This is a genomic window from Microbacterium sp. OR21, assembly GCF_047306785.1.
GTDB lineage: Bacteria > Actinomycetota > Actinomycetes > Actinomycetales > Microbacteriaceae > Microbacterium > Microbacterium esteraromaticum_E.
Genome location: NZ_JAZEXJ010000001.1, coordinates 631,109 through 648,903, shown reverse-complemented (window position 1 = coordinate 648,903; position 17,795 = coordinate 631,109). Strand labels below are relative to the sequence as shown.

Here is a 17,795-nt window from a genome sequence, read left to right as displayed (position 1 = left end):
GCGCCGCAGCAGCCCCCACTCGGAAGAGAAGAGAACGAATGCCCATTCTCGAGGTGTCCCATCTGAGGGTCGACATCCCCACCGAGGGCGGCGACGTGCACGCTGTGAAGGACGTCTCGTTCGACGTCGCCGAGGGCGAGTTCTTCGGCATCGTCGGCGAGTCCGGCTCGGGTAAGTCGGTGCTCGTGCAGTCGGTGATGGGTCTCATCCCGAAGGCGCGCACCTCCGGCGCGGTGCGCTTCCAGGGCGAGGACCTGCTGACACTCGACCCCGAGCGGCTGCGCCGCAAGCGCGGGCGCGAGATCAGCATGATCTTCCAGGACCCGCTGTCCAGCCTGCATCCGCAGTACACCGTCGGATGGCAGATCGTCGAGCAGATCCGCGCACACGAGAACGTCTCCCGCCAAGCGGCGAAGGCGCGCGCGATCCAGCTGCTCGACAAGGTGCACATCAGCGATGCGGCATCGCGGTTCGACGCCTACCCGCACCAGTTCTCCGGCGGCATGCGTCAGCGCGTGATGATCGCCATGAGCCTCTCGCTCGATCCGGCGCTGATCATCGCGGATGAGCCGACCACCGCGCTCGACTCCACCGTGCAGGCGCAGATCCTGCAGCTCCTCGGTGAGATGAAGCAGGACTTCGGGGCGACGGTGCTGATGATCAGCCACGACCTCAGCGTGATGGCGAGTGTCGCTGACCGCGTCATGGTGATGTACCGCGGCGAGCAGGTCGAGGTCGGCACGAGTGATGAGGTGCTGCGCCGCCCACGAGAGCCGTACACGCGCGACCTGATCGCGTCGTCGGCCTTCACGCAGAGCGAGCGTCGGGCTCCGCTCGGTCAGCTCGCCGAGGCCGCCCCAGGCGATGCCGCTCCAGACGCGGCCGGTCCGGTTACGGCTGCACCGATCGCCGAGGTGTCGGATGTCAGCGTCTCGTTCTCGGCGCGGCGCGGCGTCGAGCGCAAGGTTCTCGACGGCATCAGCCTCGAGGTGCGCCGCGGCGAGACGCTGGGCCTGGTTGGCGAGAGCGGATGCGGCAAGACCACGCTCGCCCGCACGATCGCCGGCCTCGTACCGCCGTCGGAGGGCGCCGTGCGCTTCGACGGCACCGACCTGCGCACCCTCAACGGTGCGCAGTGGCGGCGGATGCGCCAGCGCGTGCAGGTGGTCTTCCAGGACCCCTTCTCATCGCTCAACCCCAAACGCCGCGTCGGATCGATCATCGGCGACCCGCTGCGCATCCACGGCGTTGGCACCCCACGCGAACGCGAACGCCGCGTCCTCGAGCTGCTCGAGCAGGTCGGCCTCGACCCCGACCACTACAACCGCTTCCCCGCCCAGTTCTCGGGCGGGCAGCGTCAGCGGATCGGGATCGCGCGCGCCATCGCGCTCAACCCCGATCTGATCATCCTCGATGAGCCTGTCTCGGCGCTCGATGTCACGGTGCAGGCCCAGGTGCTGCAGCTGCTCGACGACCTGCAGCGCGAGCTCGGGCTGACCTATCTGTTCATCTCGCACGACCTCGCCGTCGTCCGTCACATGTGCGACCGCATCGCCGTGATGGAGCACGGGCGCATCATCGAGCTCGGCGAGGCCGAGACCATCTACGACGCGCCGCAGCAGCCGTTCACGAAGAAGCTGCTGGCCGCGGCGTTCCTCGGCGCGCTCAGCGATGCCGGTGACCCCACCCCGTCGGAGGCGCACGCATGAGCCCGTTCTCGAAAGAGACCCTGACCCTGCTCATCCCATCCAAGGGCGCCGCCGACGCGGCATCCGGGGTGAAGAGCTCGTGGCAGCTCACCCTCCGCCGGCTGCGCCGTGACCCGGCCAGCGTGGGCTCGGCCGTCGTCATCGTGCTCATCGTCGTCTTCGCCCTCGGCGCGCCCCTGATCGCGCAGTGGACCGGACACGGTCCCACCGAGCAGTTCCGCGAGACCGGGCTGTCGCCCGCCGGCATGCCCGTGCCCCCGAACGGCGAGTTCCTGCTGGGCACCGACCAGCTCGGCCGCGACCTGCTGGTGCGGCTCGCCTACGGCGCCCAGGTGTCGCTGCTGGTCGGCGTGGTCGCGTCGCTGGCGGCCTCGGCGATCGGCATCCTGATCGGGATGACCGCCGGCTTCTTCGGCGGGGTGGTCGACACGGTGCTCAGCCGCGTCATCGACCTGGTGATGAGCGTGCCGTTCCTGCTCGTGGCGATCGCCACGGTGTCGGTGCTCGGGCCCAGCCTGCAGCTGTCGATCTCGGTGATCGTGTTCTTCAGCTGGGCGGGCCTGGCCCGCGTGATCCGCGGGCAGGTGCTCGCGCTGCGCGAGCGGGAGTTCATCGAGACGGCCCGCTCGCTCGGTCAGTCCCCCATCGCCACGATGTTCCGCGACGTGCTGCCGAACCTGGTCGTGCCGATCGTGGTGTACACGACGCTGATGATCCCCGCCGCCATCGTGTTCGAGGCCACGCTGTCGTTCCTGGGCCTCGGCACCGTGCCGCCCACGCCCAGCTGGGGCAACATGCTCGCCGACGCCTCCAACGGATCGATGTACATCGTCGCTCCATGGATGGTGCTCGTGCCGGGCCTCGCCCTGCTGGCGCTGACCCTCACGTTCAACCTCGTCGGCGACGGTCTTCGCGACGCGCTCGATCCGTCCTCTGCGAAGGGAGCGCGGGCATGATCCGCTTCCTGCTGTCGCGCATCGGGTTCGGCCTGCTGGTGCTGTTCCTGCTCAGCGTGTTCATCTTCGTGCTGTTCTACGTGACGCCCTCCGACCCGGCGCGGATCATCGCCGGCGACAAGGCGACTGAGGCGCTCATGGCGCAGATCCGGGCGAACCTCGGCCTCGACAAGCCGATCTGGGAGCAGTACCTCATCTTCATCGGCAACCTGCTGCAGGGCGATCTCGGCTTCTCGTACCGCTCGAGCCTGCCTGTCGCCGATCTCGTACTGGCACGGATCCCCGCGACCATGTCGCTGGTCTTCGGCGCGGTGGTCCTGTGGCTCGCGATCGGCATCCCGATCGGCATCGCCTCGGCCAAGCGTCCGGGCAGCGTCCGCGACCGCCTGGGTCAGGGGTTCGCGCTGGCCGGCATCAGCTTCCCCACCTTCGTGCTGGGCATGCTGGCGCTGTACCTGCTGTACTACCTGCCCACCCGCTTCGGGGTGAACCTGTTCCCGCCGTCGGGGTACGTGCCCTTCGCGACCGACCCTCTGCAGTGGGCGTGGCACCTGGCGCTGCCGTGGCTGACCCTCGCGATGGTCACGGCGGCGGTGTACGCGCGGCTCACCCGCGGGCAGATGCTCGACGTGCTCGGCGAGGACTATGTGCGCACCGCACGGGCGAAGGGACTCACCGAGCGGCGAGTGATCTACGTGCACGCCTTCCGCAGCGCCATGCCGCCGCTGGTCACCCAGCTCGGCATCGACATCGGGCTGCTGCTGGGTGGTGTGATCGTGATCGAGCAGGTCTTCGGCCTGCAGGGCGTCGGGGCGCTCGCGGTGACCAGCGTCGCCATGCAGGATCGACCGGTCGTGATCGCCGTCGTGCTGCTCGGCGGACTGTTCGTCGTGCTCTCGAACCTCATCGTCGACCTCTTCTACGCGCTGCTCGACTCCCGGGTCCGCACCCGGGCGCAGTGACACGGGAGAGGGCGCGGTGGCCGCGGGCGCCGCGCCACCGGACCCGGCCGCTCCGGGCAGACTGGATCGGTGCCTGCGAACAGCCGGCATCCCCCATCGGAAGGCAAGGTGACCTGCGTGACCTCTGACAGCGCGTACTTCGTCGGCAAGGACATCGTGGCCCGCGACGTGTGGACCACCGTGCCCCTCGACTGGAACGACCCCGACGGCGAGACCATCGAGATCTTCGCCCGTGAGTTCGTCGCCGCCGAGCGCCGCCACGACGACCTGCCGCTGCTGCTGCACCTGCAGGGCGGTCCCGGCGGCAAGGGCGTGCGACCGGTCGGTCGGGGCGACTGGGTCGCCGCCGCACTGTCGCGCTTCCGGCTCATCGTGCCCGACCAGCGCGGCACCGGCCGGTCGACGCCACTGTCGGGGTCGCGGTTCGCCGAGATGCCGGCCGAGGAGGCCGCGCGGCGGCTGTCGCTGCACCGGGCGGACTCGATCGTGCGCGACTTCGAGGCGCTGCGCGCCGCACACTACGGCGGGCGCCGCTGGTGGACGATCGGCCAGAGCTACGGCGGCTTCCTCACACTGCACTACCTCTCCGCCTTCCCCGAGGCCATCGTCGCCTCCGCGGTCGCGGGCGGGCTCCCCTCGCTCGATCCGGACCCCGCCGAGGTCTACCGGCGGACTTTCCCGCGCGTGGTGGAGAAGAACCGGCAGTTCCGTGAGCGCGCCCCGCACCTCGCCGAGCGCATCGCGCGGGTCGCGGACACCCTGCAGGCGCAGGACGTCCGCCTCGCCGACGGCGACCGCCTCACCGTGCGCCGCCTGCAGACCCTGGGCTTCGACTTCGGCATGGGACCGGGGTTCGACCGGGTGCACTGGCTGCTCGACGAGGCGTTCAGCGACCGGGCCGAGACCCGGCTGAGCGACACCTTCCTCGCCTCGGTGGGCGCGGCCACCGCGTTCGCCGGCAACCCGCTGTTCATCGCCCTGCAGGAGAGCATCTACGGCGCAGGGCCGACGGGCTGGGCGGCGCAGCGCGAGCGGGAACGGCACCCGGAGTTCGACGAGGGTGCGCGGCCGGTGCTGTTCACCGGCGAGATGGTGTTCTCCTGGATGTTCGACGAGGTCCGTGCGCTGCGCGGCTTCCGAGCCGGAGTCGAGCTGCTCGCCGGACGGGAATGGCCGATCGAGCTGTACGACACCGCGCGGCTCGGCGCGAACCAGGTACCCGTCGAGGCGGTGGTGTACTTCGACGACATGTACGTCGACGCCGGACTCTCCCTCGACACCGCGGCCCGCGTGGGCGGACTGCATGCCTGGGTCACCAACGAGCACGAGCACGACGGCATCGTCATGGACGGCGTCGCCGAGCGGCTGTTCACCGCACTCGAATGGCGCCTCGGCGGGCGCGGCGGCGAACGATCCTGACCCGGCCGGTGCGCCATCCGCACCTATCCCCCGCCCGAAGACCCTCTGGAGACAGCATGAGCAATCACCACCACCACCAGCCGGCCGGCTACGGCGCCGAGGTGCACGTCGTCGACTGGGAGAGCGGCATCCCGAACGCCCGTTCCGACTCGCAGGATCCACGGATGCCGTCACTCGCGGCCGCCCCGGGCTTCACCGACTGGATGAGGACCGGCTGGGGTGATGCCGACCGCACGCCGCGGGTGGAGCCCGGCGCTGCGCAGGCGGCCGCCCGTCACCGCGAGCGCCTCTCGACCGCCCTTCCGGGTCGCACCCTCGTCGTCGCCGCGGGGCGCACACACGCGCGGCTGAACGACTTCTTCTTCGAGTTCCGCGCACACAGCGACTTCCTCTGGCTGGTGGGCTTCGGTGTGGAGGACGGGGTGCTCGTGCTCACCCCCCGTGCCGGAGGACATGACGCGACGCTGTACATCATCCCGCCCGCGCGTCCCGGCGCCGCCGCCTTCCACGCCGACCCCACCCACGGCGAGCTCTGGGTCGGTCCGCTCGCCGGCACCGCCGAGCTGGCCGACGCCTTGGACCTGCGCGTACGCGAGCTGGACGAGCTGACTGTGGCCGATGACGCACTCATCGCGGGCAGTGCGGTCGTGGGCGCCGTGCCCGGTCGGCAGCTGGGCGGCCGAGCACGCTCAGCCGAGCTCGCCCAGATGCTCTCCGCGCTGCGAATGCAGAAGGACGCGTGGGAGCTCGCCGAGCTGCGCGCGGCCGTGCAGCACACCGTCGAGGGATTCGCCCAGGTGCGCCGAGAGATCCCCCACGCCGTGCAGCACGGCGGCGAGCGCTGGCTGCAGGGGACCTTCGACCGGCACGCCCGCACGGTCGGCCAGGCCCCCGGGTACGCGAGCATCGTCGGCTCGGGAGCGAATGCGCCCATCCTGCACTGGGTGCGCGCCGACAGCCCGGTCGATCCCGAAGCGCTGCTGCTGCTGGACATGGGAGTGGAGAACCGCAGTGGATACACCGCCGATGTGACGCGAACGCTCCCGGCGAGCGGACGCTTCACCACGGCGCAGCGCGAGGTGCACGATCTGGTCGAGCGCTCGCACCGCGCCGGGCTCGCCGCGGTGGCACCCGGTCGCGACTGGCGCGATTTCCACGTGGCCTGCATGGAGGTGCTCGCACAGGGGCTCTCCGACTGGGGGCTGCTGCCGGTCTCCGTCGACGAGGCTCTCGCCGCGGACGGTCAGCACCACCGTCGCTACATCGTGTGCGGCGTCGGGCACCACCTCGGTCTCGACGTGCACGACTGCGGGGCATCCTCGTACGCGCAGTACTTCGAAGCGTCGATGCAGCCGGGCATGGCGCTCACTGTCGAGCCCGGACTCTACTTCCACGCCTGGGACGAGACTGTCCCTCCGGAGCTGCGCGGCATCGGCGTGCGCATCGAAGACGACGTCGTGGTGACCGACAGCGGGATCGAGGTGCTCAGCGACGCCCTGCCGATCGATTCCGCCGGGTTGGAGCGCTGGATGGCTTCCGTGCTGTAATATGTTACATATGACCAACGGCTTCAGCGCCGCGAAAGCTGGAAAGGAACAAAGATGTCTCAGAAGGCTCCCTGGCATGGCGTGATCGTCGCATCCGCCCTGCCGTTCAAGGACGACCTCTCGGTCGACTACGACCGATTCGCCGATCACGTGCGCTTCCTCGCCGACAACGGCTGCGACGGGATCGCGCCGAACGGCTCGCTGGGTGAATACCAGAACCTGAGCGAGCAGGAGCGCGCGAAGGTGATCGAGGTCGCCGTTGACGCCGCCCCCGAGGGCTTCTCGGTGATGGCGGGCGTCGGCGCGTACGGTGCGCTGCAGTCGGCGCACTGGGCCGAGCAGGCCGCGAAGGCCGGCGCGGACTGCGTCATGCTGCTGCCCCCGAACACCTACCGGGCGAACCGTGAGCAGGTGAAGCACCACTACGCCACCGTCGCAGCGGTGGGCCTGCCCATCGTGGGCTACAACAACCCCATCGACACCAAGGTCGACCTCGTGCCCGACCTGATCGCCGAGATCCACGAGGCCGGCCACATGGTGGGCGTGAAGGAGTTCACCGGCGACCCCCGGCGCATCTACGAGATCAAGGAGCTCGCTCCCGACATCGACATCCTCATCGGCACCGACGACAGCGTTCTCGAGGTCGGCATCGCGGGAGCCGTCGGCTGGGTGGCCGGCTACCCCAACGCCATCCCGCAGGCCACCGTCGAGCTGTTCCGCCTGTCCACCTCGGGAGACGTGCGCGACCTCGAGCGCGCCAAGGTGATCTACCGCGACCTGCACAAGCTGCTGCGCTGGGACACCAAGACGGAGTTCGTCGAATCCATCAAGCTCTCGATGGACGTGCTCGGCCTGTACGGCGGCCCCTGCCGCCCGCCGCGCCTGCCCCTTCCGAAGGACGTCGCCGACCGCATCGTCGCCGACACCGAAGAGGCCGCCGCCAAGGGCTACGGCAAGTGATCCGCGCCGTGGATGCGCAGGCGGCGTGCTGTCGCCGCGCATCCACGGCATCCGGTAGTTTCGTAGGCAGTGCCATGCCGCATGGCACTGCCTACGCTTCTTGATCGGTGGTCGTTCATGACACTCCCCTCCGTCGTCACTCCCCTGCAGCCGGTGATGAACCTGCGGGAGCGCGTGGAGGTGGCGCTCGAGGCGGCGATCCGCGCCGGCGAGATGGCCCCTGGCGAGCTCTTCTCGGCGCCCGCGCTCGCCGCCCGATTCAACGTCTCGGCCACGCCCGTGCGCGAAGCGATGCTGAACCTCGAGAAGCTCGGCTTCGTCGAGGCGGTGCGCAACAAGGGATTCCGCGTGACCGAGGTGCGCGATGACGAGGTGGCGAACATCGTCGCGGTGCGGCGGCTGCTCGAGCCGCCGGTGATGCGCGAGCTGGCGGGGAAGATCCCGGCGGATGCCATCGAGAAGCTGCGCGCGACGGCGGATGCCATCGTCGACGGCGCTTCCAGCGGAGACCTCACCACCTACCTCGAGGCCGACCGCGCCTTCCACGAGGCCATCAACGTGCACAGCGGCAACCCGCGCCTGGCCGCGCTCATCTCGCAGCTGCGCAAGGAGACCCGTCTTCCTGGCCTCGCCGGCCTGCTGGCCACCGAGCAGCTGTCGCGCTCGGCGGCTGAGCACCACGAGCTGCTGGATCTGCTCGCCCGAGGCGACGGCGAGCGCGCTGAGCGACTCATGCACCAGCACATCGGTCACGTCATCGGCTGGTGGGCCGGGCGGCCCGAAGCCGGCAGCTGACGCCTCGGGTCCGCTGGCGAGTCATACGTGCGAGGTACACGGATACCTCGCACGCACGACGCGGTGCGGATCCGATGCGACGAGGCTGGAAGCATGAACGCACGCCCAGCCCTCGCCGTTTCCGCTCTGATCGCCGCATTGGGGTTCTCCCTGACCGGATGCGCAGTGTACGAGGATCTCGTCCACCAGCAGTCCACGCACACTTTCGACGGCCTCACTGCGTTCCGCGCGGAGGCCGAGGTCGATGCGCCGTGGATCCCCTCGGACGCCACCGACATCACCGTGCGCACCTCGACGTCGGAGAGCTCCGACGACGCCGTCATCCTGCTCACCGGTGACTTCGCTCTCGCCGGCGACTGCGCGGATGTGGAGCGGCGCTCCGCTCCGGTGTGGACACTCGACGGCGCACCGGACCCGTACGCGGCGAAGACCGTCTTCGCCTGCGGCGACTGGGGTGTGATCCCTGCCGACCACGGCTGGTTCGGCTGGACGCCGAACTCCGACGCGGAGCGCGCGGACGCACGGGGGAAGTGACCCGTCGGCGAAATGCGCACCGTCTGGTCGCACACCCCTCACGAATACGCGAAAACCCCCGATTTCTCGGGGGTTCTCATGGCGGTGACGGTGGGATTTGAACCCACGGTAGGGGGTTACCCTACACAACTTTTCGAGAGTTGCACCTTCGGCCGCTCGGACACGTCACCGTCGTCCAGCTTACGACATGCGCCGTCGCTGCGCGAATCGACCGCGACCCCGGCACCGAACGGGCATAACGCGTGACATATTACTAATTTGAACCTAGATTGGGAGCATGCCCGACGTCATCGCCGATCTCGCCCTGGTCAACGCGCAGCTGCTCTCGGAGCGGGTGAGCATGTCCGCCGCCATCGCGGCCGTGCAGAGCACGCTGCGAGACGGTTTCGACCCCGAGCACGACCTCGCTCGGCAGATCCTCGACGTCCCCAACGGGCAGCTGCTGCTCATGCCCGCCGCAGCGGGCGGCGCCGTGGGGCAGAAGTTCGCCACGGTCGCGCCCGGTAACCCAGAGCGGGGTCTCGAGCGCATCCAGGGCGTCTACATCCTCGTCGACGGCCAGACCCTCGCCCCCACCGCCATCCTCGACGGCACCGCGCTGACGAGCCTGCGCACCCCGGCGGTGTCCGCCGCCTGCGCGGACGTGCTCGCCGGCGAGAGCGCCGGCGACCTCGTCGTCATCGGCACCGGACCGCAGTCGATCCGTCACGTCGAGGCATTCGCGGCGATCCGCCCGCTGCGCTCGGTGCGCATCATCGGGCGGGATGCGGGGCGCGCGGCATCCGCCGTCGAGGCCTCCCGCTCCTACGCACCCGACGCCGACATGCGCGCAGGCACCTTCGACGACATCGCGGCCGCCGACCTCATCGTGTGCGCGACCACGGCATCCGCTCCCCTGTTCCCCTCCGCGTCGGTGCGCGACGACGCGACGATCGTCGCGATCGGCTCGCACGAGCCCGACCGCACCGAACTCGACCCTGCGCTCGTGGGCCGATCGCAGGTCGTCGTGGAGAGCCGTCGGGTCGCGGCATCCGAGGCCGGTGACGTGATCGTCGCCGTCGAGGCGGGGATGCTGCGCCTCGAGGACATCGTGACCATGCACGAGCTGTTCACCGGCGCGACCACCGCTACGACCGACCGCCCGCGGATCGTCAAGACGTGCGGCATGGGGTGGCAGGATCTCGCCGTCGCCCGGCTGGCCGTCTGAACGCCGGACGCGGAACCACCCGAGCATCGAAGGAGAACGCATGCAGTGGACCACGGACGACTGGCACACCGCCGGCGAGCCGTTCCGCATCGTCGAGGACGTGCCCACCCACGGCGACACGGTCGCCGAGCGCCGCGTCGAGGCGATCAGCGGTGAAGCGGATGCCATCCGGCGGTTCCTCTGCCTCGAGCCGCGCGGCCACGACGACATGTACGGCGGGTTCATCACCCCTCCCGACGACACGGGCGCCGACTTCGGGGTGCTGTTCTGGCACAAGGACGGCTTCTCGACGGCGTGCGGGCACGGCACCATCGCCCTCGGCGCCTGGGCGGTGCGCACCGGCCGAGTCCCGTCCGACCCCGACGGCGAGACGGCGGTGACGATCGACGTTCCGAGTGGACGCGTGCAGGCGCTGGTGCGCCAGAGCGCAGGGCGCATCGACGAGATCGTCTTCCGCAACGTCGAATCCCGGGTGCTCGCCCGCGGCATCCCGCTGCGCACGTCGCGCGGCGACGTCGAGGTCGACCTCGTCTTCGGCGGCGCGATCTACGCGACGCTGCCCGCCTCGGCCGTTGCGCTCGAGGTGGCCCCGGCGCACACCACCGACCTCATCGCGATCGGCCGCGAGATCAAGTGGGCGCTCAACGAGCATCCGGCCGCGCAGCTCGACGACGCCCGCCTCTCGGGGGTCTACGGCACCATCCTGTTCGACGATCTCGGGCGCACCGACGCGGGTCCCCACCAGCGCAACGTGACCGTGTTCGCCGACGGCGAGGTCGACCGCAGCCCGTGCGGCTCGGGCACTGCGGCGCGAGTGGCGCTGCTCGCGGCGACCGGAGAGCTGGCCGATGACGAGACGCTCACGCACGACTCGATCATCGGCACCCGCTTCCTCGCGCGCGTCGCAGAGCGCACGGCGGAGGGGGTCATCCCCGAAGTCCGCGGCATGGCGCACCGGGTCGGCACCTGCACGTTCGAACTCGACGAGAACGACCCCGTCGCCGACGGCTTCAGCCTGCGCTGACCGAGAGAACCGAGGAGACATGAGCATGTCCGCACCCGCAGCACCCCTGACGATCACCGGCGCCCAGATCTGGGACGGCGAGCGCTTCGAGCGCCGCGACCTGCACTTCGCCGAGGGAAGGGTGTGCGAACGCCCGCAGCCCGACGCCGACGTGGTCGACGGCGCCGACCTCTGGGTCGTGCCCGGACTCATCGACGCGCACTTCCACGCCTACGCCACGAGCATGGACGGCTTCGAGAACGAGCGGGGCCCGCTCAGCTATGCCGCACTCAACGGCGCGCGCCGGCTCGCGCGGGCGCTGCAGCGGGGCCTCACCACCGTGCGCGACGTCGCGGGCGGCGACATCGGGCTGGCTCAGGCGATCGATGCCGGGCTCTTCCCTTCCCCTCGGTACCACTTCACCGGCCCGGCGCTCAGCCAGACCGGCGGGCACGGCGATCCGCGCGCGGCCCACGTGGACGTGTGCTTCTCGCACGGGCACATGTGCGAGGTCGTCGACGGCGTCGACGCCCTGCGTGTCGCCGTGCGCGAGCGGCTGCGCACCGGCGCACACGCGATCAAGGTGATGGCATCCGGCGGCGTGTTCTCGCTGACCGACCCGATCCGCGTCCCGCAGTACTCGGTCGACGAGCTGCGCGCCGTGGTCGACGAGGCCACCCGCCGCGGCAGCTACGTCGCCGCACACGCCTACTCGTCCGAGGCCGTGCAGCACGCGGTGCGCGCCGGCATCCGATCGATCGAACACGGCAACCTCATCGATGAGGCGACGGCCGAGATGATGGCCGAGGCGGGTGCTTTCCTCGTGCCCACCCTGGCCGCGTACGACGCGATGGACCGCCGCGGCGCCGAGATCGGGCTGAACGCGGTCTCCCTCGCGAAGAACGCCGAGGTGCTGACGAAGGGGCAGGATGCCGTGCGGCTCGCCCACGCCGCCGGCGTGCGGGTCGGCTTCGGCAGCGACCTGATGGGTGACCTCGAAGACGACCAGCTCGCCGGGGTGCGTCTGCAGGTCGAGGCCAGCGGTGCCGCCAGGACACTGCAGTCGATGACCGTCGTGAACGCCGAGCTGATCGGGGATACCGCGCTGGGACACCTGCGACCGGGCGCGTACGGGGACGCCGTGCTGCTGGCATCCGACCCGCTCGCCGACCCCTCGACGCTGTGGCGCGAGGACGCACGCCTCGGCGTCATCCGCTCCGGCGTCCGCATCTGACCACGCAGCCGACGACAGCCACGGTTCAGCGACACCCCATCCAACGCCGAGACCCCCACGTGCGCCTGCGCACACGTGGGGGTCTCGGCGTAAGGCGGGTCTCAGCTGAGAGGCGAGACCAGGCCGGTCGGGTCAGCGGGCGAATGAGCCCCACTCGCGCGAGCGACCGGCCTCGCTGCGCTGCTGCGGCACATTCCACGGGTTGTCGTCGCGCAGCGGTGCGGGCAGCAGCTCCTGCGGGGCGCCCTGGTAGGCCACGCCGCGCAGGAAGCGGGTGATCGCGGCGGTGCCGACGCTGGTGGCATCGGTCGTGGTCGCCGGGTACGGGCCTCCGTGCTGCATGGCGGGCGTCACCGAGACGCCGGTGGGCCACCCGCCGAACAGCACGCGTCCGCTCGTCTGTGCGAGGGCGTCGACCAGCGAGGCGAGCGAGCCGTCGGAGAGCTCGTCGGCGCGGGCGTGCAGCGTCGAGGTGAGGTTGCCGGGGAACAGCTCGACGTGCAGCTGCGGCAGCGCATCCCGGTCGCCGTACTGCACGATCACCGACAGCGGTCCGAATGACTCTTCGAGCAGAGCCTCGCGGTTCGCCATCAGGGTGTCGACGCCGACGGTCACCACGGTCGGGGTGGCGTAGGTCTGCCCGGCGTCATCCGTGCGCACCTCGCCCTCCGACAGCACGGTCACCCCGTCAGCGCCCAGCACGTCGTCACGACGCTGCGAGAAGGCGCGCCCGATGCCCGGGTTCAGCAGCCGGTGCTCGTCGACGGCGCCGGCGGCATCCGTCACCGCACCCAGATCCGACCCCTCCGGCACGAACAGGAACCCGGGCTTGGTGCACAGCTGCCCCGCCGAGCCCGACACCGAGGTGACGAACGCCTCGAGCAGTGCGGAATCGGCGTAGGTCGCGTAGACCGGATTCACGCTGCCGAGCTCGCCGTAGAACGGGATCGGCACGGGCCGGGATGCGGCGATGTCGGCCAGCATGCGGCCGACGTGCGTCGATCCGGTGAACGCCCCGGCGCGGATGCGCTCGTCCTTCAGCAGCGCGACGCCGTTCTCCTGCCCGCTGATCAGCTGGAAGGTCCCCTCGGGTATCCCCGCGCCCTCGAGGGCCGCGGCGACGATCTCGGCGGTGCGCCGCGACAGCTCCGGATGCCCGGAGTGCGCCTTCACCACCACGGGGCATCCCGCCGCGAGTCCGGCGGCCGAGTCGCCGCCCGCGACCGAGAACGCGAACGGGAAGTTCGATGCGGCGAAGTTCAGCACCGGGCCGACCGGCTCCAGCATCCGGCGCAGGTCCGGCCGCGGACCGATGACGTAGTCGGGGTCGGCTGCGTCGATGCGCACATCGAGGTAGCCGCCGTCGACGATGGTGTCGGCGAACAGGCGCAGCTGCCAGGCCGTGCGTCGCAGCTCGCCGGCCAGCCGCGCCTCGGTGAGGCCGGTCTCGCGCATCGCGATCTCGATCAGCTCGGGCGCTGCGCTCTCCAGCGCCTCGGCGACCGCGACCAGAGCCGCACCGCGCTCGCGGGGGCTGGTGCGGGCGAACGGGCGGGCGGCGGCGGCCGCGGTTGCGGCGACGGCGTCGATGGGCTTCTCTGTCACTGTTCTCTCCTCGTCTCGATGTCTGTCTGCGGTGTCCGCGCTGCGGTCAGAACACGAACCCCTCGGGGAACGGGTCGTCCGGGTCGAGCAGATACTGCCCGAGTCCGGTCACCCAAGCGCGTCCGGTGATGGTGGGCACCACCGCGGGGCGGTCTCCCACGCGCGTCTCGGCCACCAGCGTGCCGGTGAACTCGGTGCCGATGAACGACTCGTTCACGAACGGCACGTTCAGGTCGAGCTCGCCCCTCGCGTGCAGCTCGGCCATGCGGGCGCTGGTGCCGGTGCCACAGGGCGAGCGGTCGAACCAGCCCGGGTGGATCGCCATCGCATGACGGGATCGCACGGCATCCGAACCGGGGGCGATGAACTCGACGTGGTGCACGTGGTCGGCGCCGCGCAGCACCGGATGCACGGGCGGAGCCTGGGTGTTGATGGCATCCATGATCGCGAGTCCGGCGGCGAGGATGTCGTCCTGCCGGGCGCGGTCGAAAGGCAGCCCCACCTGCTCGAGGTCGACGAGCGCGTAGTAGTTGCCGCCGAACGCGACCGAGTAGCTGATCTCGCCGATGCCCGGCACGTCGATGCGCTCGTCGAGGCGGTCGACGAAGCTCGGCACGTTCTCGATGGTGACGTCGACGGCCCGGCCGTCCTCCACGCGCACCCGCGCGATGACCAGGCCGGCGGGGACGTCGAGGCGGATCTCGGTGACCGGCTCGGTGACCTCGACCATGCCCGTCTCGACGAGCACCGTCGCCGCCCCAATGGTGCCGTGCCCGCACATCGGCAGGAACCCGGATGCCTCGATGAACACGATGCCCCAGTCGGCGTCGTCCCGCGCCGGCGGCTGCAGCAGCACACCGGACATGGCGGCGTGACCGCGCGGCTCGTTCATGAGGAAGCCGCGCAGCCCGTCGAGATGCTCCATCGCGTACAGGCGGCGATCGTTCATGGTCGCGCCGGGGATGCGTCCCACCCCACCGGTGACGACGCGCGTGGGCATCCCCTCGGTGTGCGAGTCCACGGCCTGGATCGTTCGACGCGCGCGCATCAGATACCTCCTGTGATTGTGGTCTTCGTGTCGGCGAGCGCGGCGAGCTCTCCGATCCGCACCGACGACAGCACGGGACGTCGATCGAGACTGAAGCTCGTCCCCAGCACGTCCTCCACACTGCGGCCGCAGGTGCGGCCCTGGCAGGCGCCCAGCCCCGCACGCGTGGACAGCCGCATGGCGCGCGACGACGCGGCCGAGTACTCGTCGATGCGCGCCTTGGGCACGCTCTCGCAGCGACAGATGATGGTGTCCTCCTCGAGCCAGCTCGTCCATCCGCGTCCGATGCGGTGCACGTCCAGCCGAGCGGCGAACGCCCGCATCCGTCTCCGAGCGGCGAGCGGCGCCCGCCAGCGGGCGTCCGTGTCGGGCACCCCGGCGGCGGCGAGTCCGGCGATCTCGCCCTCGGCGAGCGCGGCATCTGCACCGCCGATCCCGGTGATCTCGCCCGCGGCGTAGACGCCGGCGACGGTCGTGCCCTGATCATCACCGACGCGCACGAATCGGTCGGAGCCGATCTCGCAGCCGAACTGGATCGCCGCCTCGAGCCGCGGCGTGAATCCGTGCCCGAGGGCGACCGAGTCGCACTCGACGATCCGCTCGGTTCCGGCGATCGGACGCCAGTCGGCGTCGATCCGCTGCACGGTCACCGCTTCCACCGCGGCCTCGCCGTGGATGCGGGTGACCGCGCTGCCGAAGCGGTACGGCGTGCGATGCCGCGCCAGCGAGAAGAGGTACGCGCCGAGCTCTCCGGCCTTGCCGGTGGCCGCGGTGAGCTCCCACGCACGAGCGCCCCAGCCGCGCATCATCCGTCCTGCCGCGGTCGCCTCGACGACCTCGGCGACCTCGCCGCCCATCAGCGCCACACTCTGCGCGACCGGCAGCAGGAACGGACCGGCGCCGGCGACCACGGTGCGCGCACCGGGTGCGAGCCCGTCGCGTTTGGCCAGCGCCTGCGCGGCGCCCGCGGAGGTGACGCCGGGAAGCGTCCACCCCGGCACGGGCAGGATGCGATCGTGCGCGCCGGTGGCGACGACGACGGCATCCGCCTCGATGGTCTCCGCGCGCCGGTTCGCGGCATCGGCGGGGCCGATCAGCACGTGCGCACGCAGCGGTGGGCCGGCCTCGACGCGCCACACGCTCGCCGACGACACCACCCGCACGTCGCGCAGGCGACCACGCAGGTCTGCGAATCGGCGGCGCTGATGCTGCAGGCGCTCGTCGGTGAGGGTGGGGTGATGGCGCCAGAACTGGCCGCCCACGCGCTCGCCCTCGTCGACGATCACCACGTCGGCGCCGGCATCCGCGGCGGCGGCCGCTGCTGCCAGACCGGCGGGACCGGCACCGATGATCATCACCCGGGGTGCGCTGGCGCTCATGCGCGACTCTCCCTCTCGATCACATCGCCGTCGCAGGCGGTGCGCTGGCAGGCGCGCACGCCCTCGACGCCGTTGATGGTGAGCACGCAGTCCTGACAGACCCCGATGCCGCAGAAGATGCCGCGTTCACCGCCGTCGGCAGTGCGCCACGTGCGATGTCCGTGCGCGAGCAGCACGCCCGCGATGCTCTGGCCGTCACGCCCTTCGAGCTCGTCGCCGTCGAACCGGATCCGCACGGTCATGCCGCGGCTCCCTGCAGAGTGGCGCGCGAGGGCAGGAAGGGCGTCGGGTCCAAGGGCGCCGGGACGCCGAGCACGGCGTGCGCGATGAGCGCCCCGGTCGTGGGCGCCAGGCCGATGCCGGCGCCCTCGTGACCGGCCGCGTGGAACAGTCCCTGCACGCGTGCGTCGGCACCGATCGCGGGCAGGTGGTCGGGCGCGTACGGGCGGAAGCCGAAGTAGGTGCGCAGCAGCATCGTGTCACGCAGGAAGGGGAACAGCCGACTCGCCTTCGCGGCGATCTCGGCGAGCGGCGCGAGCAGGCCGTCCTCCGAGAATCCGACGCGCTCGCGGCTCGAGCCGATCAGCACCGTGCCGGCGGGGGTGGATTCGACCACGGTCGACGTCTGCAGCGCGGCATCCGCAGACCCGACCGCGCCCACATAGTCGGCGTCGTACACCTTGTGGAACACACGCTGCGGCATCGCGGTGGTCACCAGGATCGTGCCGCGACGCGGGCGGATGTCGAGCTCCGCGCCGAACAGCGCGGCGATCTCCCCTGCCCACGGCCCCGCGCAGTTCACCACGGCGTCAGCGTCGATGCGCCCGGTCGGAGTGCGCACACCACGCACCCGTCCGGCTTCGACGACCGCGCCGGTGACCTCGGTCACGTGCAGCTGCGCCCCGAGGTGACGTGCGCGGGCGAGCATGGCCTGCGCGGCGAGGCTGGGCTGCACCTGGGCGTCGTCGGGGTAGTGCACGCCGACGGCGATCTCGGGGGCGAGATGCGGTTCGGCGGCGCGCAGCGCCGCGACATCGAGCACGTCGGCCCGGATGCCCATCTCGCGCTGCGCGGCGGCGAAGCCCTGCAGCGCCTCCGCTCCCGGGGGGAATGCGACGACGATCCCGCCCTTCGCCTCGAACTCGGTCGCCGGCTGACCGGGCACGCGCTCCGCATCGAGCCGTTCGGCGAGCTCGCGCCACGCCCGGTTGGCTTCGACGGCCATGACCGCTTCGGCTCCCGGCTGCTTGTCGGAGACGAGGATGTTGCCCTCGCAGCGACTCGAAGTCTCGCTGGCCACCCCGGTGCGGTCGAGCACCGTCACCTCGGCGCCGGCCTCGGTCAGGCTCAGCGCGCACGCGGCGCCAACGGCGCCGGCTCCGATCACGATGATCCGCATCGATCACACCTCCTCGACCAGCTTAGTGCAATGTCACA

The 17,795-nt window shown here is 70.9% G+C and carries 16 protein-coding genes and 1 tRNA gene; 11 read left to right on the top strand and 6 right to left on the bottom strand.

The genetic code is table 11. The features are described 5' to 3' along the window. The first annotated feature begins 38 nt into the window (after positions 1 to 38). The 8 genes from V2S04_RS03075 to V2S04_RS03040 all read left to right on the top strand — a co-directional run bounded on the left by V2S04_RS03075 (position 39) and on the right by V2S04_RS03040 (position 8,882). Positions 39 to 1,709: an ABC transporter ATP-binding protein gene (locus tag V2S04_RS03075; protein WP_413637035.1), complete on the top strand. Its 1,671-nt coding sequence runs from the start codon at positions 39 to 41 to the stop codon at positions 1,707 to 1,709. Next, positions 1,706 to 2,665 (top strand): ABC transporter permease, encoded by a 960-nt coding sequence (locus V2S04_RS03070; RefSeq protein ID WP_413637034.1) that lies wholly within the window; start codon positions 1,706 to 1,708, stop codon positions 2,663 to 2,665. Before V2S04_RS03075 ends, V2S04_RS03070 begins: the two co-directional genes overlap by 4 nt. Then, positions 2,662 to 3,627, top strand: coding sequence for an ABC transporter permease (locus V2S04_RS03065; protein ID WP_099196616.1), 966 nt, complete (start codon positions 2,662 to 2,664; stop codon positions 3,625 to 3,627). Before V2S04_RS03070 ends, V2S04_RS03065 begins: the two co-directional genes overlap by 4 nt. A 117-nt stretch (positions 3,628 to 3,744) precedes the next feature. Beyond that, positions 3,745 to 5,046, top strand: a complete 1,302-nt coding sequence (locus tag V2S04_RS03060) for an alpha/beta fold hydrolase (RefSeq protein ID WP_413637033.1) — start codon at positions 3,745 to 3,747, stop codon at positions 5,044 to 5,046. A gap of 56 nt (positions 5,047 to 5,102) precedes the next feature. Beyond that, entirely contained in the window at positions 5,103 to 6,593 is a 1,491-nt protein-coding gene (locus V2S04_RS03055; RefSeq protein ID WP_413637032.1) for an aminopeptidase P family protein, read from the top strand. Positions 6,594 to 6,647: 54 nt separating this feature from the next. After that, the gene (locus V2S04_RS03050) at positions 6,648 to 7,553 is read left to right on the top strand and encodes a dihydrodipicolinate synthase family protein (RefSeq protein WP_099195817.1); all 906 of its coding nucleotides are present in this window, start codon (positions 6,648 to 6,650) and stop codon (positions 7,551 to 7,553) included. A gap of 117 nt (positions 7,554 to 7,670) precedes the next feature. Beyond that, positions 7,671 to 8,348: a GntR family transcriptional regulator gene (locus V2S04_RS03045; RefSeq protein ID WP_413637031.1), complete on the top strand. Its 678-nt coding sequence runs from the start codon at positions 7,671 to 7,673 to the stop codon at positions 8,346 to 8,348. Positions 8,349 to 8,441: 93 nt separating this feature from the next. Next, positions 8,442 to 8,882 (top strand): hypothetical protein, encoded by a 441-nt coding sequence (locus V2S04_RS03040; protein WP_413637030.1) that lies wholly within the window; start codon positions 8,442 to 8,444, stop codon positions 8,880 to 8,882. Positions 8,883 to 8,961: 79 nt separating this feature from the next. Here V2S04_RS03040 and V2S04_RS03035 read toward each other — a convergent pair. Then, positions 8,962 to 9,052 (bottom strand) — tRNA-Ser (locus V2S04_RS03035). 107 nt (positions 9,053 to 9,159) lie between these two features. Between V2S04_RS03035 and V2S04_RS03030 the strand changes: the two genes are divergently transcribed. The 3 genes from V2S04_RS03030 to V2S04_RS03020 are packed head-to-tail and all read left to right on the top strand — an operon-like array spanning position 9,160 to position 12,326. Further along, on the top strand, positions 9,160 to 10,089 hold the full coding sequence (locus tag V2S04_RS03030) for an ornithine cyclodeaminase family protein (RefSeq protein WP_413637029.1): 930 nt from the start codon (positions 9,160 to 9,162) through the stop codon (positions 10,087 to 10,089). A gap of 40 nt (positions 10,090 to 10,129) precedes the next feature. After that, positions 10,130 to 11,113 (top strand): proline racemase family protein, encoded by a 984-nt coding sequence (locus V2S04_RS03025; protein ID WP_413637028.1) that lies wholly within the window; start codon positions 10,130 to 10,132, stop codon positions 11,111 to 11,113. 25 nt (positions 11,114 to 11,138) lie between these two features. Then, complete coding sequence (locus tag V2S04_RS03020; RefSeq protein ID WP_413637027.1) at positions 11,139 to 12,326, top strand: amidohydrolase family protein; 1,188 nt, start codon at positions 11,139 to 11,141, stop codon at positions 12,324 to 12,326. A 132-nt stretch (positions 12,327 to 12,458) separates the two neighbouring features. Here V2S04_RS03020 and V2S04_RS03015 read toward each other — a convergent pair whose 3' ends face one another. From V2S04_RS03015 to V2S04_RS02995, 5 genes are read right to left on the bottom strand one after another with little or no spacing between them, the layout of a single operon-like run. Next, entirely contained in the window at positions 12,459 to 13,931 is a 1,473-nt protein-coding gene (locus tag V2S04_RS03015; RefSeq protein WP_413637026.1) for an aldehyde dehydrogenase (NADP(+)), read from the bottom strand. 46 nt (positions 13,932 to 13,977) lie between these two features. After that, positions 13,978 to 14,979: a proline racemase family protein gene (locus V2S04_RS03010; protein ID WP_271639404.1), complete on the bottom strand. Its 1,002-nt coding sequence runs from the start codon at positions 14,977 to 14,979 to the stop codon at positions 13,978 to 13,980. Further along, positions 14,979 to 16,358, bottom strand: coding sequence for an FAD-dependent oxidoreductase (locus V2S04_RS03005; RefSeq protein ID WP_413637025.1), 1,380 nt, complete (start codon positions 16,356 to 16,358; stop codon positions 14,979 to 14,981). The genes V2S04_RS03010 and V2S04_RS03005 overlap by 1 nt, the downstream gene beginning before the upstream one ends. After that, positions 16,355 to 16,600: a (2Fe-2S)-binding protein gene (locus V2S04_RS03000; RefSeq protein ID WP_413637024.1), complete on the bottom strand. Its 246-nt coding sequence runs from the start codon at positions 16,598 to 16,600 to the stop codon at positions 16,355 to 16,357. Before V2S04_RS03000 ends, V2S04_RS03005 begins: the two co-directional genes overlap by 4 nt. Beyond that, positions 16,597 to 17,757 carry an NAD(P)/FAD-dependent oxidoreductase gene (locus V2S04_RS02995; RefSeq protein ID WP_413637023.1) on the bottom strand — a complete coding sequence of 387 codons (1,161 nt, stop codon included), beginning with the start codon at positions 17,755 to 17,757 and terminating at the stop codon, positions 16,597 to 16,599. Before V2S04_RS02995 ends, V2S04_RS03000 begins: the two co-directional genes overlap by 4 nt. Positions 17,758 to 17,795 lie beyond the last annotated feature (38 nt).

Bases quoted from the DNA above. Each gene is read 5' to 3' on its own strand.
- V2S04_RS03075 (WP_413637035.1), top strand. From the start codon at position 39: ATGCCCATTCTCGAGGTGTCCCATCTGAGGGTCGACATCCCCACCGAG.
- V2S04_RS03070 (WP_413637034.1), top strand. From the start codon at position 1,706: ATGAGCCCGTTCTCGAAAGAGACCCTGACCCTGCTCATCCCATCCAAG.
- V2S04_RS03065 (WP_099196616.1), top strand. From the start codon at position 2,662: ATGATCCGCTTCCTGCTGTCGCGCATCGGGTTCGGCCTGCTGGTGCTG.
- V2S04_RS03055 (WP_413637032.1), top strand. From the start codon at position 5,103: ATGAGCAATCACCACCACCACCAGCCGGCCGGCTACGGCGCCGAGGTG.
- V2S04_RS03050 (WP_099195817.1), top strand. From the start codon at position 6,648: ATGTCTCAGAAGGCTCCCTGGCATGGCGTGATCGTCGCATCCGCCCTG.
- V2S04_RS03045 (WP_413637031.1), top strand. From the start codon at position 7,671: ATGACACTCCCCTCCGTCGTCACTCCCCTGCAGCCGGTGATGAACCTG.
- V2S04_RS03040 (WP_413637030.1), top strand. From the start codon at position 8,442: ATGAACGCACGCCCAGCCCTCGCCGTTTCCGCTCTGATCGCCGCATTG.
- V2S04_RS03030 (WP_413637029.1), top strand. From the start codon at position 9,160: ATGCCCGACGTCATCGCCGATCTCGCCCTGGTCAACGCGCAGCTGCTC.
- V2S04_RS03025 (WP_413637028.1), top strand. From the start codon at position 10,130: ATGCAGTGGACCACGGACGACTGGCACACCGCCGGCGAGCCGTTCCGC.
- V2S04_RS03020 (WP_413637027.1), top strand. From the start codon at position 11,139: ATGTCCGCACCCGCAGCACCCCTGACGATCACCGGCGCCCAGATCTGG.
- V2S04_RS03010 (WP_271639404.1), bottom strand. From the start codon at position 14,979: ATGCGCGCGCGTCGAACGATCCAGGCCGTGGACTCGCACACCGAGGGG.
- V2S04_RS03005 (WP_413637025.1), bottom strand. From the start codon at position 16,358: ATGAGCGCCAGCGCACCCCGGGTGATGATCATCGGTGCCGGTCCCGCC.
- V2S04_RS03000 (WP_413637024.1), bottom strand. From the start codon at position 16,600: ATGACCGTGCGGATCCGGTTCGACGGCGACGAGCTCGAAGGGCGTGAC.
- V2S04_RS02995 (WP_413637023.1), bottom strand. From the start codon at position 17,757: ATGCGGATCATCGTGATCGGAGCCGGCGCCGTTGGCGCCGCGTGCGCG.